14 protein-coding genes are annotated in these 14577 nt (G+C 49.5%); 7 read left to right on the forward strand and 7 right to left on the reverse strand.

The genetic code is table 11. The features are described from left to right. Positions 1 to 208: 208 nt before the first annotated feature. Positions 209 to 1603: a neutral/alkaline non-lysosomal ceramidase N-terminal domain-containing protein gene (locus Pan161_RS04405; protein WP_145224390.1), complete on the reverse strand. Its 1395-nt coding sequence runs from the start codon at positions 1601 to 1603 to the stop codon at positions 209 to 211. A 521-nt stretch (positions 1604 to 2124) separates the two neighbouring features. Here Pan161_RS04405 and Pan161_RS04410 point away from each other — a divergent pair. Further along, the gene (locus tag Pan161_RS04410) at positions 2125 to 3069 is read left to right on the forward strand and encodes a zinc ribbon domain-containing protein (protein WP_145224392.1); all 945 of its coding nucleotides are present in this window, start codon (positions 2125 to 2127) and stop codon (positions 3067 to 3069) included. Positions 3070 to 3086: 17 nt separating this feature from the next. On the opposite strand, the gene Pan161_RS04415 is transcribed toward Pan161_RS04410, so the two are convergent. Continuing rightward, positions 3087 to 4106, reverse strand: coding sequence for a hypothetical protein (locus Pan161_RS04415; RefSeq protein WP_145224394.1), 1020 nt, complete (start codon positions 4104 to 4106; stop codon positions 3087 to 3089). 446 nt (positions 4107 to 4552) lie between these two features. Between Pan161_RS04415 and Pan161_RS04420 the strand changes: the two genes are divergently transcribed. After that, positions 4553 to 5440 (forward strand): DUF1559 domain-containing protein, encoded by an 888-nt coding sequence (locus Pan161_RS04420; protein ID WP_232103620.1) that lies wholly within the window; start codon positions 4553 to 4555, stop codon positions 5438 to 5440. Between the two features lie 99 nt (positions 5441 to 5539). Further along, entirely contained in the window at positions 5540 to 5830 is a 291-nt protein-coding gene (locus Pan161_RS04425) for a hypothetical protein (protein WP_145224396.1), read from the forward strand. 42 nt (positions 5831 to 5872) lie between these two features. On the opposite strand, the gene Pan161_RS04430 is transcribed toward Pan161_RS04425, so the two are convergent. Then, positions 5873 to 6136, reverse strand: a complete 264-nt coding sequence (locus Pan161_RS04430; RefSeq protein ID WP_145224398.1) for a hypothetical protein — start codon at positions 6134 to 6136, stop codon at positions 5873 to 5875. Between the two features lie 14 nt (positions 6137 to 6150). After that, complete coding sequence (locus Pan161_RS04435) at positions 6151 to 6762, reverse strand: SMI1/KNR4 family protein (protein ID WP_197995689.1); 612 nt, start codon at positions 6760 to 6762, stop codon at positions 6151 to 6153. Between the two features lie 180 nt (positions 6763 to 6942). Between Pan161_RS04435 and Pan161_RS04440 the strand changes: the two genes are divergently transcribed. Further along, positions 6943 to 7878: a dienelactone hydrolase family protein gene (locus tag Pan161_RS04440; protein ID WP_145224402.1), complete on the forward strand. Its 936-nt coding sequence runs from the start codon at positions 6943 to 6945 to the stop codon at positions 7876 to 7878. Between the two features lie 30 nt (positions 7879 to 7908). After that, positions 7909 to 9036, forward strand: coding sequence for a M20 family metallopeptidase (locus Pan161_RS04445; RefSeq protein ID WP_145224404.1), 1128 nt, complete (start codon positions 7909 to 7911; stop codon positions 9034 to 9036). Positions 9037 to 9051: 15 nt separating this feature from the next. Here Pan161_RS04445 and Pan161_RS04450 read toward each other — a convergent pair whose 3' ends face one another. Beyond that, positions 9052 to 10152, reverse strand: a complete 1101-nt coding sequence (locus Pan161_RS04450; RefSeq protein ID WP_145224407.1) for a hypothetical protein — start codon at positions 10150 to 10152, stop codon at positions 9052 to 9054. A gap of 410 nt (positions 10153 to 10562) precedes the next feature. Between Pan161_RS04450 and Pan161_RS04455 the strand changes: the two genes are divergently transcribed. Beyond that, on the forward strand, positions 10563 to 10841 hold the full coding sequence (locus Pan161_RS04455) for a hypothetical protein (protein WP_145224408.1): 279 nt from the start codon (positions 10563 to 10565) through the stop codon (positions 10839 to 10841). Positions 10842 to 10917: 76 nt separating this feature from the next. Here the strand turns inward: Pan161_RS04455 and Pan161_RS04460 are convergent, their stop codons facing one another. Further along, on the reverse strand, positions 10918 to 12243 hold the full coding sequence (locus Pan161_RS04460; RefSeq protein ID WP_145224410.1) for a Gfo/Idh/MocA family protein: 1326 nt from the start codon (positions 12241 to 12243) through the stop codon (positions 10918 to 10920). A 321-nt stretch (positions 12244 to 12564) separates the two neighbouring features. On the opposite strand from Pan161_RS04460, the gene Pan161_RS04465 reads away from it, so the two are divergent. Then, positions 12565 to 14169, forward strand: a complete 1605-nt coding sequence (locus Pan161_RS04465) for an N-acyl-D-amino-acid deacylase family protein (protein WP_145224412.1) — start codon at positions 12565 to 12567, stop codon at positions 14167 to 14169. Here the strand turns inward: Pan161_RS04465 and Pan161_RS04470 are convergent. Further along, complete coding sequence (locus tag Pan161_RS04470; RefSeq protein WP_145224414.1) at positions 14157 to 14528, reverse strand: response regulator; 372 nt, start codon at positions 14526 to 14528, stop codon at positions 14157 to 14159. The two genes, Pan161_RS04465 and Pan161_RS04470, sit on opposite strands and share 13 nt — an antisense overlap. Positions 14529 to 14577 lie beyond the last annotated feature (49 nt).

Here is a 14577-nt window from a genome sequence, read left to right on the forward strand (position 1 = left end):
GCGAATCATGTTCGCAGCGGCGGGCCTGTGGGAAGGTGCTGGATTTTAACGGGAAAGTGCTTTCATTCTCAATACTTACAACACCGAATGCTGTGCCGGAATTGAAAAAATATCCACATCGGCCCTCAGATCGATCAAAAACAGCCCGATCAGCTCAGGTGGTGAGCAAGCCGAACACAAGCAATTTCAGTAAACAGGGTGAAGTATGTTATTCCGCCTGCTTTTCCAGTTCATGAATCCGGCGGATCAGTATTTCTTCAGTGCCTTTGTCCCAGCGACCGGGCTGGTTGTAATAGATCATTGAGAAATCAACTTCATAGCCGCCTTCAGCCCGCATTCGTTCAGAAGCGACATAGCCGAAGACGTCATTGGCATACGCAGTCACCCAGACCGCTTCGCTGTTGAGTTCTTTCTTGAGCCGGAGTGCATAGTCCACAACGACTTCACCTCCCAGAAAAATCATTGTGAGTTGCCGACCGAATTTCCAGACCTGGACCGGAGCAGGGTACGATTGCGGCAATCCGCCCGGTTGTTGATAAAGGGCCAGCATTTGCTCAGCATGTCGGTGCACCTGAGGTCGTGTACTCTTCAAAGCCTGTTTGAATTCCATTTCGGATGGTGCATCAAACGGAAGCCTGGCAACGCCATATGCAGTTTTCATCGGAGCGGTGATCGGTTGCATTGGTTGCTTGAGCAGACGTGCGACTTCGACTGCAATCGCCCGACCGTGACCAATCGCCAGATCGCGGGCGACCTCTTTGTTTCCGCGCACCGGATTCTGGTCAGCCCCACAACCGATCGTGCAGATCGCGACGATGTCTCCCTGCTGTTCCTCAATGCTTTTCGCAGCATAACCGGCCCAGTCCCCGTTCAGTCGATTAAAATCACTACCAAAGGTCGTGCAGTGACAGGCATAGTTGAAGAGTAAGCCGCGCAGTTTTCCCGCTGAATCAGTTACCGTAAGCACTGGCAGACTGTGATCCACAGGACCCTCCGGATTCACGCCGAATCCCGTCCACTTGCCATTCTTCAACACGCGCCGGTTCTGAGCAAAACCGACTTTACCCGTCGCCAGAGACATGACTCCCGGCTGCAGATCTGCAATCGCCCGCCCAATCGTCTGGACAATCCGTTCTTCCACGCTGTTCCAGTATTTTTGTGCAGCATCACGTTGTGCCTCGGTCAATGGAGTGGAAAATATATTGGACAGTCCTTCGACGGGTTGCGGTGCGGTATGCGAATGCGTGCTGCAAATGACCAGTTGATCGCGGCTCAGTCCATACTTCTGATTGACCTGCTTCGCAATGCGGTCTGTAAAACTTCCGGCAAAACCGATCGAGTCCAGCGAAACCAGCGAACAGATTTTCTGCTCCGGTGTTTTGATGGCGATTGCACGAACGAACAATGGCTCGTCCACTCCTTCATACACGACGGCACGATTTCCATAACCGGAAAGTCTAAGCGGGGTCTCTGGAGTAATTTCCGTTCTGGCAAATCCGAAGGAGCAGGGGGGCTCAGCGGCAGAAACATCATTCACTCTAATCTGACCTGCTACTATCACAAGCAACAGGCACAGCAGCCAGTGCGGAAATCTTTCAGTCATTGGTATCTCCTCAAAACCCAGGCACAATTCTCAGACGGCAATATCTATTTGATTATGACCGGAAACCGCCAGAGTGTGAACCAGTGCCCCAGCAGAAATCTGAGATTGAGTTGACCCACATTAAAACACAAAGCCCATTGAATGAGTGTTGTCGCGCCAGAAACACACACATATCAACGGGCTTTGTTGTGATGTAGAACGCGGACCGGGTTGTGTTTGTCTGTTTATTTTCTGTTTTCCTCTATGAATTTCTGGTGAGGAATCTCAGTCAGATCTTGCATTCCAGACATCGAATTTCTATCTATCGTATTTGTCAGTCTTGTAGTGAATATCCAGCTAGACTGTGTCCAGTTTTACTGTAGCGTCCCCAGAGCCATTTGGACCGAGGATAATTGATTGAGAGACGCTATTGTTAAATGTGATGCGTTCTAGAAAACTTTATCTTTTGATCTCAGACTGAATCCTCATTTTTAACGACTCTACAGAGAACAGACTACATTCGCTAACAGGAGATGCAGCCGATGCCCGAAGTAACGGTAACCTGCCCGCATTGTCAGAATAAGTTGAAACTCAAGAGCCCTGATCTGCTCGGCAAAAAAGTCAAATGTAAATCGTGTGAGACCCCCTTTGTGTTAGAAGCCGACGGCAAGAAAAAATCGAAGCCTGCCCCCAATGAATATGAAGAAGACTTTAGTGACTTCGACAACTCTGCCATGGAACGCGCCCGACGTGCCCGAAAACGCAAAGGAAAGTCGGGCACTAAAAAAAACACTCAGTCAGCGAGCACCAAGCCTGCCAAGTCAGAAAAGAAATCGGAAGCCAGTTTACCACTCCCACTATTAATTGGTGGCTGTATACTGGGTCTGCTGATCACAGGGGGCTTGGGGTACTTTGTATTTACAACGGGCAGTTCGCTGAGTGCCGGGCAGTCGCCCGCCAATAAAGTTAAGGTGCCACAAAAATTCGCCAAATTCTCACCCGAAGTCGGCGATATTGGCGCTGAGTACCCTGAAGGCTGGAAAGTGGAAAACGGAGGCGGACAGGGGGGCGTGCAAAGCTGGGCTAAATTCATTTCTCCCGATGAAGAAGTCACGATCTCCATTCGTGGGAACATGGCCGGCTCTGCTCTGGGAAGTGCCGGGCTGGCAATGAACCAGGGTGGCGACGCCGATGACATCGAACCCCCTGTGGTTGGCATTCACCATTTAATGAAACGTAAGTTTGAAGACGACTATTCCAACTACGAAGAGTTGGGTAACTACACATTACTCAAAACTAAAATGGGAGATGCCTGTCAGTCGATCTTTACCACGAAAAGTCTGCTGGGGGGGAAACAGCAAGGCTACCGTGTGACGCTGTTGACTGGCCGGGTGCAATTCAATCTGATCTGCCTGTGTGATCCCGCGATCTTCGATAAAATGCGGCCTGCCTTCGATCATGTCGTGAATACGGTGCACGAAAAATAATTCGCTGTCCCCGGTGGTTACCCCCAATGCCAGGCGAAGCGTGTCTTGAAGTGATGATAATACAGGCCAATCATCCTCAGCGCGACGATTTCCAGGTAAAGTAAGACGGGGATCATGAATATGACAACAACGATACCGTGTTCGCCAGCGACATAAGCGGTAAAGAAATAGACGATCGCAGTGATAAACATCGCGCCAGCTGTAAAGAAATAAGCTGAGAATGATTTGATAATCGTGAGCAGCATCAGATCGATCCGGAATACAGTCTCAAAGCCTCCTATCGCTACACAAAGCGCCAGGATCGGCCAGAAAAACAGCCCCGCACTGTACAGAGAAATCAAAATAGCGATCTGTCCTCCTGTCAGCATCTCAGACAGTTCTTTATGATCGACTCCGACCATAAAGATTTTCATCAGTAGAAAACCTTCGAAGTTGACTGCATAAGCCAGAAAAATCATCGCCGGTAAATGTACGAGGAACCACGTGGCAATCCACTGCAGCATCGGAATGAAGAAGCCTTCTTCGGGACTTAATTCGGGAAGTTCCTTGCGTCCCGTGGCCGATTCGTAAATGACGCTGAAGCGATAATTGCTGTACCAGCCCAGAATGATCAGTCGGCCAATCAAGCCTAAAATTGCGGCAAAGGGCAAAATAACATCTTTGGCAAAGAGCAGCATGCAGATAAGGACAAAGGTAAACAGGTTGGCAGGGTCAAGCAGAAACAGAAAAGTCTGAACCAGATCCTGTGTGTAGTTATTTTCCTTTTTACGCGTGGCGGGACCACCTTCATCCCCCTTGTACTTCTCGGCCTTGACCATTGGCTTACGTACGGGGCTTCGAATCGTTTTTGCTTTCGCTTCCTCTTCGACGGCGTCATCAAGCAGCTTTGAGAAATCATCTCCGTCACCGAAATCTTCTACCGGATCGGGAATCCTGAGGGTTTCTCCACACTCTTTACAGCGGAGTTTTTTTCCGGCTGCTGCATCTTGAACTTTGTAGTTCTTCCCACAAATTCCACAACTGATTTTAATCGTCATCCTGGTCTCTCATCAGAAGAAGCGCAAGGAGTGTCAGTTCTTATTTCATAACGCTGTATAGAATCAGCTGGATCAAATCCTTTTATCATATTCTGTCCAAATGACTCAATCCGCATCCTACCTGTTCGGGTGACGACCAGCAGTGTCTTACTTTCGAATTCTGCAAACTTCATCCAAACTTTTCAGACTGTGATTGAGGAGACGGATTTGTTCGCAGCATGCTCTTCTCGAACTCTTCACACTTTGACCATCTAATTTTTAAACAAGCATGATAAATACTCTTTCAACAAATGCATTACTGCTTCACCTGCCTGATCATTTGGATCTTATGAAATAGATTTCCCCACCACCGCCTCACTGAGAGCAACAGAAGTCATATTCGCCCACTGAATCACAAATACAATTTCAACCCGACCGCTGTTTTTTTTCTCTAAGGAGATTCTAACGTGCTGCAACGTCAACGAAGAACTAAAGGATTTACCCTGATTGAATTGCTGGTGGTTATCGCCATCATCGCCATTTTGATCGCTTTACTGCTACCAGCAGTACAACAGGCACGGGAAGCCGCCCGCCGCAGTTCCTGTAAGAACAACCTGAAACAGATTGGCATCGCCATGCACAACTACAATGACGTGCATAACACACTGCCTCCCGGTTATCTGGACGACGATCCCCTGGCCAATTCCAGCAATCGTAATCTTCTGGGGTGGGGCACATTCATTTTGCCTTATGTAGAGCAGTCAGCACTCTACGATTCCATTGGCTCTGTGGGTGGTTTTAACAACAACTGGACAACCATCCCGGAAATCACCACTGGTACTGCCAGCGTTCCGGTTCCTTATTCCAAGGTGAAACTAAGTGCCTACATCTGTCCCTCTGATCCCATGGGCGGTATCAATACCGATGTGGGAGGCTATGGGAAATCTAACTACACGGGAGTCGCTGGCAACACATACCGCAGTACTGCCAGCGCAAAACCGACCGGTTCTTTTTATGATAACTCCAATGTTATGTTCCGTGATTATCGGGATGGATTGAGTAACACAATCATCATTGGAGAGCGGGGGACCGAAGGCACCAAGAACGGTACGATCTGGATTGGTAATTACTCAGATGGCGCTTATTACACACAGAACGCCATCACTTCTCCCACGAGTGCCTACTATGGCATTAACGGCGCAGCCGGTTCCTGGAACTTCACCAGTTCACACACCGGAGGCTGCCACTTCCTGCTCGGCGATGGAGCGGTTCGCTTTCTCAGCGAAAACATGGACCTCGCCACGTATGGGAATCTTGGATATATCGCAGACGGCAACGTAGTCGAACTGCCTTAGGTTTATCACTACGCCTTCACTATTGGTCAGAGTACGTCGTCCAGCAGAGACGGTGCACCATCTGCTTCAACCTTTTTATTAATACAGACTGCAGGCACAATGAAATATTTCGTAATCCTATTTTTGACTCTCAGCCTGGTTGGCTGTGAAAGCAGTTCCACTGCTGCTCCCGAAGTCAGCCCCGGCCTTTCACAGAGCCAGTTGGTTCCTACCCTCGAGAAAATCGCAGAGACCGGTGAATACTCGGCTGTGCTTCAAGACCTGACCGTCGGACTGGAAAACGCCGGCCACATGGAACAGGCTGTCACCGTACAGAGCTTTAATGATCTCTCCGATCCCGAAGACGTGAAGAAACTCGCTGCACAGGTAGCAGAGACGATGAAGAAGTAATCTGATCAAAAGCAGGCTGGATATCCCGGCCTGCTTTCATCTCTATTCGGTCCAGTCTGTACGAGTCACTCCTAAAACCCGCTCCGCCTCTTCCTGTGCTGCATCCAGTGATTCATGCCAGGTGTCAGCAGAAAAATAGCCCTCAGGGCTGAAGATCAGCAAGTATCGACTTTCATCATCTCCCTGGATCTCCAACTCCACTTTACATTCCTGGAATGCTTCACAATCCCGCGTCTGAGTCGAAAATCGCCAGGCATCGGCGGTCCCGAGAACACGAGCGCGTGTTGTGGCAAATAGCGATTTCATTGAAATCCGGCTTGTTAAAAATACTCACAATCGTTCGTGGTATAAAAACTATCGGGACGTTCGTAGAGCATGTTCTGAAATTCTTTGAAAGAATCTGCGACCTTGATTGTATATTTGGGCTCTGCCCAGGACATTTCAAAACTCCAGGTGACAACGGAAGGTTCTCCTTCATTTCCATAATTGAGACAAAGCAAATCCATTTCACCCATTTCCCGCGCATTAAAACCACCTGCGGTGTCGATCGCCGCTATGGGTACCAACGTACCTTCAGATTCCCCTAATCTGCCACAATAGGGGTCTGCATCCAGTAATAATCGTATACAATATTCAAATCTCGCATCAGAGCCGCCCCGCCAGCTAGGTTCTGCGGGAGGGAGTAGATCTTTTTTTCTGAGGATATTACAAAAGCGGCAGATCATTCGTTGTGTACCGTCAGGCTCATTGAAACACTGTTTTCCAGGAATGCCACCATGAAAGTTAAGTAATTGATCAATGAACTCATCGGGGAACTGGACCGGTTTTTCGAAATAGAATGTCAACCATTCTTCCAGTGAAGCTACTGCCTCCCTCGTAGTCGGTGGGACCAGGCTGTTCATATCGTAGTTCAAATCCGCTTTGCCTCGCATGACTGGACTCCTGAATTTGTCTTGAACGGGGCTCGTCTGTTTTTTCGATACTTCTAATCTACCTTGACGCAAAACGAATTTCATATCATTTCGAATCATTTCTCTTTATGATTGATGGAAATAATCAGCTCTCACCCAGCAACGCTTACCATAATTGCTTCACCCCCAGGAGCCTACTTCATGCCCCCCACCGATTTTAAACAAAAACTGTTAGCTGGTCTGGGCGGAGACTGGCCCGCGCCGCCAGACCTGAATGTCAAACATCGTGAAACGATTCAGAAGGATGGTTACCGGATTGAATCGCTGACCTACGAAGCCGAGGTCGGCGATCCGGTTCCCGCCATGCTGCTGATTCCCGATATGGTCTCGCCCGCGCATCCTGCGCCGGCTGTTGCTGTCTGGCATCAGCATGCCGGGCAGTACCATCTGGGGAAAAGCGAACCGGCAGGCCTGGCCGGAAACCCCATGCATCACACCGGAGCGGCGCTCGCCAAAGAGGGCTTTGTCGTACTCTGTCCCGATGCGCTCTGCTTTGAAGAACGACAGGATCCCACTGGCAAACTCAAAACAGGGAATTTTGAACGCTTCGAATTCCTGCGCTACGTCGTCGACGGTAAATGCATGGCCTGGAAAAACATTCTGGACATGAAACGAGCCATCGACTTTCTGCAGAGCCGTGCCGAAGTCATAGACGAGAAAATCGGCTGCTACGGACACTCGATGGGTTCCACACATACCTGGCTCATCGGCCCTTGGGAACCACGCCTCAAATGTCTGGTCGGCAACTGCTGTCTGCCCACTTACAAAGGCATTCATCGCGAACACATGCTGCACTGTTTTCCGAATTTCATTCCTGGAATTTATGAATTTGGTGATACCCCCGACATCGCTGCCCTGATCGCTCCCAGGCCGTTGCATCTGAATTTCGGCGAACTGGACGGAGGCAGCCCGATCGACGAAGTTCGCAGCGGTGTCAAAATAATTGCAAACAACTATGCTGTCATGAATGCAGAAACAAACTTTACTTATTATATTGAAGAGGGATCAGGTCACGTGCTCTCCCCCATCATGTGGGAGAAGACACTGTCTCAGTTCCAGCGTTACCTGAAGACATAACCACAATATATACGAGCATGGAATTCATTCATGGATGCATTGAACTATACCAGAGAGCTGGTGGCTTTTGAGTCGACCAGCTGTTTATCAAACCTGGCAGTCAGCGATTACGTCGAAGCGGTCTTAAAAAATCTGGGGTTCGCGATTGAGCGACTGGAATACAACGACGCCAAGGGAATTCGCAAGGCCAATATCATCGGCCGTCGCGGATCAGGGCAGGGGGGCATGGCCTATTTTGCTCACACCGACGTCGTTCCCGCTGATCCCTGGTTCACAGATGAGTTCAGTCCCTTCACTCCCACACAAATCGATGACAAACTCTACGGTCGTGGCAGCTGTGACATGAAAGGTTCCATTGCCTGTATGCTGGCGGCAGCCAAGCAGTATGTAGAGCGAGATTTGAAACATCCGCTTTACATCACCTGTACTGCGGATGAAGAAGTCGGCTACCACGGTGCCCGGAACGTCGCGGAAAAATCAGCCATGTATCAGGAAATGGTAGCCGGGGAAACACACGGGATTATCGGAGAACCGACCCGTCTGGAAGTGGTTTACGCTCACAAGGGGACTTATGGTTTTCAGGCGATCTCACACGGTCGAGCTGCTCATTCCAGCCTGAGCACCGGCGTGAATGCCAATCTTGCCATGATCCCGTTTCTCGTCGAAATGAAAAAACTGTATGACGAATGCATGACCGATCCCCGCTGGCAGAACGAGGAATTCGATCCTCCCACCAACGGCTGGAATATCGGCATCAACGATAAGACGGCGGCTGTTAATATCACACCGCCTCAAAGTATCTGTACGGTTTACTTCCGCCCCATGCCCGGGCAGGAGCCCGACGAACTGGTAGAGCGAGCCCGTAGTGCAGCAGAAAAGTGTGGCCTCGAATTTCAGTTCAAATGCGGTGGCACTCCCGTTTACACCGATCCGAATTCTCCCTTTGTTAACGAAGTGCTGCAGATCGCCGGTAAAGACAAAGCGAAAACGGTTTCTTATGGCACGGATGGCAGCCTGTTTCCCGAGATGAAGAATATGGTTGTATTCGGGCCAGGAGACATCGGCCAGGCGCATACCCATGATGAATTCATCGAACTGGAACAACTGGAACTGGGAACACAAAAATTTGCGAAGCTCATTGAACACTGGTGCTTCTGATTGCAGCCGGGTACGTTATTCTGGAACGGCGTCATTGTTAAACTGTGCCGGGTCAAACGGATCAGCGGGCTTCTCTTTGACCAGCTCATTGATTTCCTGATCGGAGAGCTTTTTCGGTTCGAATCCGGAAATCAGAGAGATGTCCCCTTTTAATCGCGCCGGTTTAACTTCCATGTCTGCCTGCTGGATGTTGTTAATCGGCGCTGTCCCGGCAGCCTGATTCAACAGATTTTCCCGGGCCGATCCGCTTCGACGTTGTGCCCGCTTCGTAAGACGGTCCGCGCGCATCTGATCCTGTTTGATACGATCAGCTACGATATCGGCGACCCATGTTTGAATGACCTGCTGCTGCTTTCGTCCTGCATAACCAGTGTAGACAACGATTCCCTGCTGTGGATGTTCCTGCTCTGACTTGACCAGTAACTGGCTTCGCAGCGGGTCATCCAGATTAATCCAACGCAGTACTTCTGCCAGGTTTTTCTCGGCGTAAAATCGATGGTTTCCATAACGACGGGTGACCTGGGTCAGCCGAAATTCTGATTTCGCAGCATTGCCATGACAATTGGCATTCCCACACTTATTCAGCATGATCGGCTGAATTTTTCGCACGAATAACGCTGACTGCTCGCGCGAGATTCCGGTCAGCGATGTCGCCTCATCAGAACTTTCCAGTTGTTTCTTAATCAGTGTTTCCTGGATCTTTTCCTGAACTGTAGGCTGGTTCGCTTGTGATACCCCCATCAATCGACGCAGCATCAATTGAGGTTCCGAACGTTTAGGTTCCAGCCGAATCGCATCCCGCAATTCACTTTTGGCCTCTTCATAAAGCTCATTGGTAATGCACCAGCGGGCCAGATCCAGATGCGAATTCGCCGTCGGGTACTTCATTGCCGCCCGCTGTTTCAGATAGATTTCATGTAGATCTTTTGCTTCGAACAGCACACTCTCAAACGGAACGACCATACTGCCAGTCGGGTTTTTGACCAGATAACCTCCCGCACTTTCACTGATTTCACCGGAAACCATGCGGCCAGTTTTCATCAACAGCAGTGAAGTCTCGGAACGAACTGCTGCCGGCAGGGCCTCTTGAGCGAATACCAGACCTGGATTTGACAAGCTGAGCCATACCAGGCACGCACAGCTTAGTTTCGCAGACAATGATTGAGTACGAGAATTCTTCATAATGAACCGTTTCACGAATGTGAGACAGAAAAGGTCATTGATCAACGACCTGGCTAAACGGAGCCTAAGCGGTTGATATATTATGACTTGGATTGATTTATTATGTGGGGATATTTATCAGATGATTGAGAGAGGATTCTGAGCGTACTTTCATATTGCATTTTGCCAATCTGGTCAAGCCGGGTTTTCCCGTGACAACTCCGTGAAACGTTCCACGCCCAAAATCTTAAAGACTGCCTGTGCTCCGCAGGTTGATTTCAACGGAAATCCAGTCAGAATAAAGACTCAGATGTAAGTACCTCCGCTGAGAGCAGCTCGGCATCCTGATAAGGATAGAACATAAAATGAGTGAGGATTCCCAGTACCTCGAACAATTGATTGGAAAGACGGTCGTCGTTGACCTATCCAGTCTGTATGTGATCGCCGGAACTCTGATCGGCCAGGATCAGCATTACCTGTTTCTGGAAAATGCAGACGTGCATGATCTGCGCGACACAACCACCACACGGGAAACGTACGTCCACAAAATTGGTTTGCACGGGATCGCCGCGAATCGAGAGCGCGCGCTGGTCTCGCGAAGAGAAGTCGTTTCACTTTCGGCGCTGGAAGATATTATTCGCTGATCCGTTCATTTCAATCGAAAATGCCCCGAGGAACCGGTGTCCCGCGGGGCGTATTTTTCTAACAGATCATTTCAATTTAGAGAGACCATCCATCACGGTAGTCACGGCTCAGGAATTTATTAGCTTCGGGAGCATTTGTGAATTCCATTTTCTTCGCATCCCAGTCCAGCTTTTTGCCGGCACGAATAGCAGCATTCCCGAGCAGAGTCGTCTCTGTCAAACGGCTGGCATAGTTGAAGTTGGACATCGCGGGATCGCCGCCTTTACAGGCCACGACAAATTCTTCAAAGTGACCAGGTGAACGAGGCAGGCTCTGTTCTGGCTTTTTGAAATCTTTGAACTTGTCTTTGGGAAGCAGAATGTATTCTGCACCGTAGTCATCGGGCGTATAAAAATTACCTTCATCGCCTACCAGAACCACTCCACTGGATTTCAATTTCTCACCCATCAGCAGTTCTTCCGGCGGTAAATTCCCACCATCATACCAGGTCAGCTTCAGCGGGCAGAGTTTCTTTCCTTCACCACGCTCACCAAACTGATACGTAATTTTCGTCGATTTAGGATAGGTTTCGTTTTCAATCATCCCTTCCTCTTCTGCAACAATCGACTGTGGGTCGTACAGATCCAGCGCCATAACATGCATATTCATGGTGTGACAGGCCATATCGCCCAAAGCCCCAGTGCCGAAATCCAGCCAGCCACGCCATTCAAACGGGTGGTATAATGTGCTGAATTCACGGTAGGGAGCTGGCCCCAGGAACAGATCCCAGTGAATGTGTTTGGGAGCCGGTTCGCCTGCAGGAGGACGATCAACACCTTTACCCCAGACAGGTCGGTTGGTCCAGACATGTGCTTCCCGTACGTTACCCAGTACGCCCGAACGAATGACTTCGACGGCTTCACGGAATCCGTCCTTGGCAGTCCCCTGGTTCCCCATCTGGGTCGCCACACCATGCTCTTGAGCAGTTTCACGCATCACGCGTGCTTCGTGAACCGACCAGGTCAATGGTTTCTGAGTGAAACAGTGCTTGCCCTTTTTCATCGCCATCACACTGGCTGGAGCATGCGAGTGATCGGGAGTACTGACGGTGACCGCATCAATCTGGCCTTCCATTTCGGTCAGCATTTCCCGGTAATCATTAAATTTTTTCGCTTTGGGATATCGGGCTGCCGCTTTGAGGAGACGTTTGTCATCGATATCACAAATAGCGATCAGATTCCCATTGTCGGCAGCAGATTTTGAATCGCTGGAACCTTTACCGCCGACACCAATGGAAGCAAAATTCAGTTTTTCCAGCGGCGATTTTTCCACTGCCAGCAGATTTTGTCCGCCAACCCAGAACGCGGCGCCTAACGCCGATGATTGTTTGATAAACTCGCGGCGAGTGGTACGTTGACTCATGAAGTGCTCCTGTTTGAATTTCTAATGTAATCGTATTACGCCATTTTACTTAAGTCGGTTAAAACGTTTCTGAACTTTTAGGAATCTCATATCGGAAAAGTTCTATTTATTGTAGTTATTGGCCGAACGAAAGAAAACAGAATTACGCCCAAATCAGGCAGGATCCTCAAACAGCAGCAACCCGGCTGAGACTTGAGAGCTCCTGATAATTTTGAAATATTTTCCAGCGGGACTTTTCTCTGAACAGGAATCATGTCAAAGTAAACTGAAGATTCAGCGTTCCCACCCAGATCACCCCACAAGATGAAATTGACGTAGTCTATGAACACCCATGATTCCTCAGGCGTGAACCCGGTTTTTGATATATTAATCTCAGGTGGTACTGTGATCGATGGTACCGGCTCTCCCCGCTATCAGGCAGATGTCGGCATCAAGGGGGATACCATCGCCGCGATTGGCGATCTGCCTGAAAGTTCTGGAATCACCGTCATCGACGCCTCTAACAAAGTCGTTGCCCCCGGTTTTGTCGATGTACATAACCACTCCGACAGCTGGCTGCTCAACACCCCCAACTTCATCTCCAAAACCTCTCAGGGCTTCACCACCGAAGTCATCATGGCGGATGGTATTTCGTATGCCCCCGTGGACCGCTGCACTGCTGCGGACTGGGTTTACTATTTGCAGTCGCTGGACGGGCTCTACCCCCATGAATATACCGGCTGGGAATCGCTGCAGGATTATATGAACCTGATCGATGGCAAGAATGTGCAAAACGTGATGACTCACATTCCCTATGCGAACCTGCGATCGATGGCATGTGGCTTCGGTCGTCAACGTGTAGATGACTTTCAGATGAAACAGATCTGCGCCGACGTCCGCAAAGGGATGGAAGCGGGAGCGGTTGGCCTGTCGACCGGGCTCGATTATGTCGCGCAATGTTTCTCAACCACCGATGAACTGGTCGAAGCCTGTCAGGCGATGGCCGAATACGACGGACTTTATGTCTCGCATATCCGCTACAAAAAATCGCTGATGCCGGCCATCGAAGAACTCGTGGAAATTGGCAAAAGAGCAGGGGTCAAGGTTCATATTTCCCATATGAAAGGACAACACCCGGGTCAGGCGGAAGAGGCACTCGAATACATCGACAAAGTCGCCCGCCACGAAGTCGATATCTCGTTCGACGTATATCCCTATCAGCCCGGTTCTACCATGCTGCATTTCCTGCTGCCTTACGAAGTGTTCGAAGACGGTCCCAAAAAAGCGATCGAAAAACTGAAACTCCCTGAAATGCAGCAGCGTTTCAAATACGGACTGGAAAATTACCTGCTGGATATCTCGGCGATTCAGATTGCCTGGGTGCTCACGGAAAAGAACAAACAATATCAAGGCAAATCACTGAGCCAGTATGTGGAAGAATCGGGTCTTCCCAAAGAAGAAGCATTGATCAATCTGTTGATTGAAGAAGAGATGGCTGTCCTGCTGGTCTTCAACATGGGAGATGACAGGCTCGTTGACCTCGTCTTAAAGCATGACCTGTTTATGATGGGAACAGACGGCATTTATATGGAAGGGGGCATGATTCACCCCCGACAGTTCGGTTCCGCCTCTCGTCTGCTCGGCCCCTGCGTGCGGGACCACAAGCTGTTTTCGCTGGAGGACGCTGTCTATAAATTATCCGGTTGTGCTGCCAGACGATTTGGCATGGCGAACCGTGGTTTTGTGAAAGAACAGCATTTCGCGGACCTGGTGATTTTTGATCCGGAGACCGTGCAGGATCATGCCACCTACGATAATCCGCAGCAGTTCTCCAGCGGCATCGACTATGTCTTCACCAATGGAATCCCCATCGTGCATAATAACCAGCCGCTGGAAATCACTTCACAAACACTACCCGGTCGTTATCTCCGTTATCAACCCAAATAAGGTTGCAGACGGTCTGTTGTCTGTGGATCTCGATATTGATCTTTACCGATGCCGTACACCGCTCCCACCTCAACAGCCTGCTCCTGGTACTCCGGGTAATTGGAGACCAGCATCAGTGGGCTGGATTTGACCTCTGAAGTGGCTTTGATTTTCTGGATGAGTTCGATGCCGTCACTGTAGTCGGCATCCAGCTTACGGTTGATCAGCACCAGGTCATATTCACTCGATTTTAATTTCTCCAGTGTATCACTCTCCACGTCCGCCTGATCAATCTCTACATCGAAGTTGCTGGTCAGAAAGCGTATTATTGAACTGGTATCAGGCACACATTGTCCGACACTTAAGACACGTTTTGTCATAGAAGTAAATCCTCTCAGATCTATATTAAATATTAGTATTTTAACAAGG

The sequence above is a fragment of the Gimesia algae genome (assembly GCF_007746795.1).
Classification (GTDB): Bacteria; Planctomycetota; Planctomycetia; order Planctomycetales; family Planctomycetaceae; genus Gimesia; species Gimesia algae.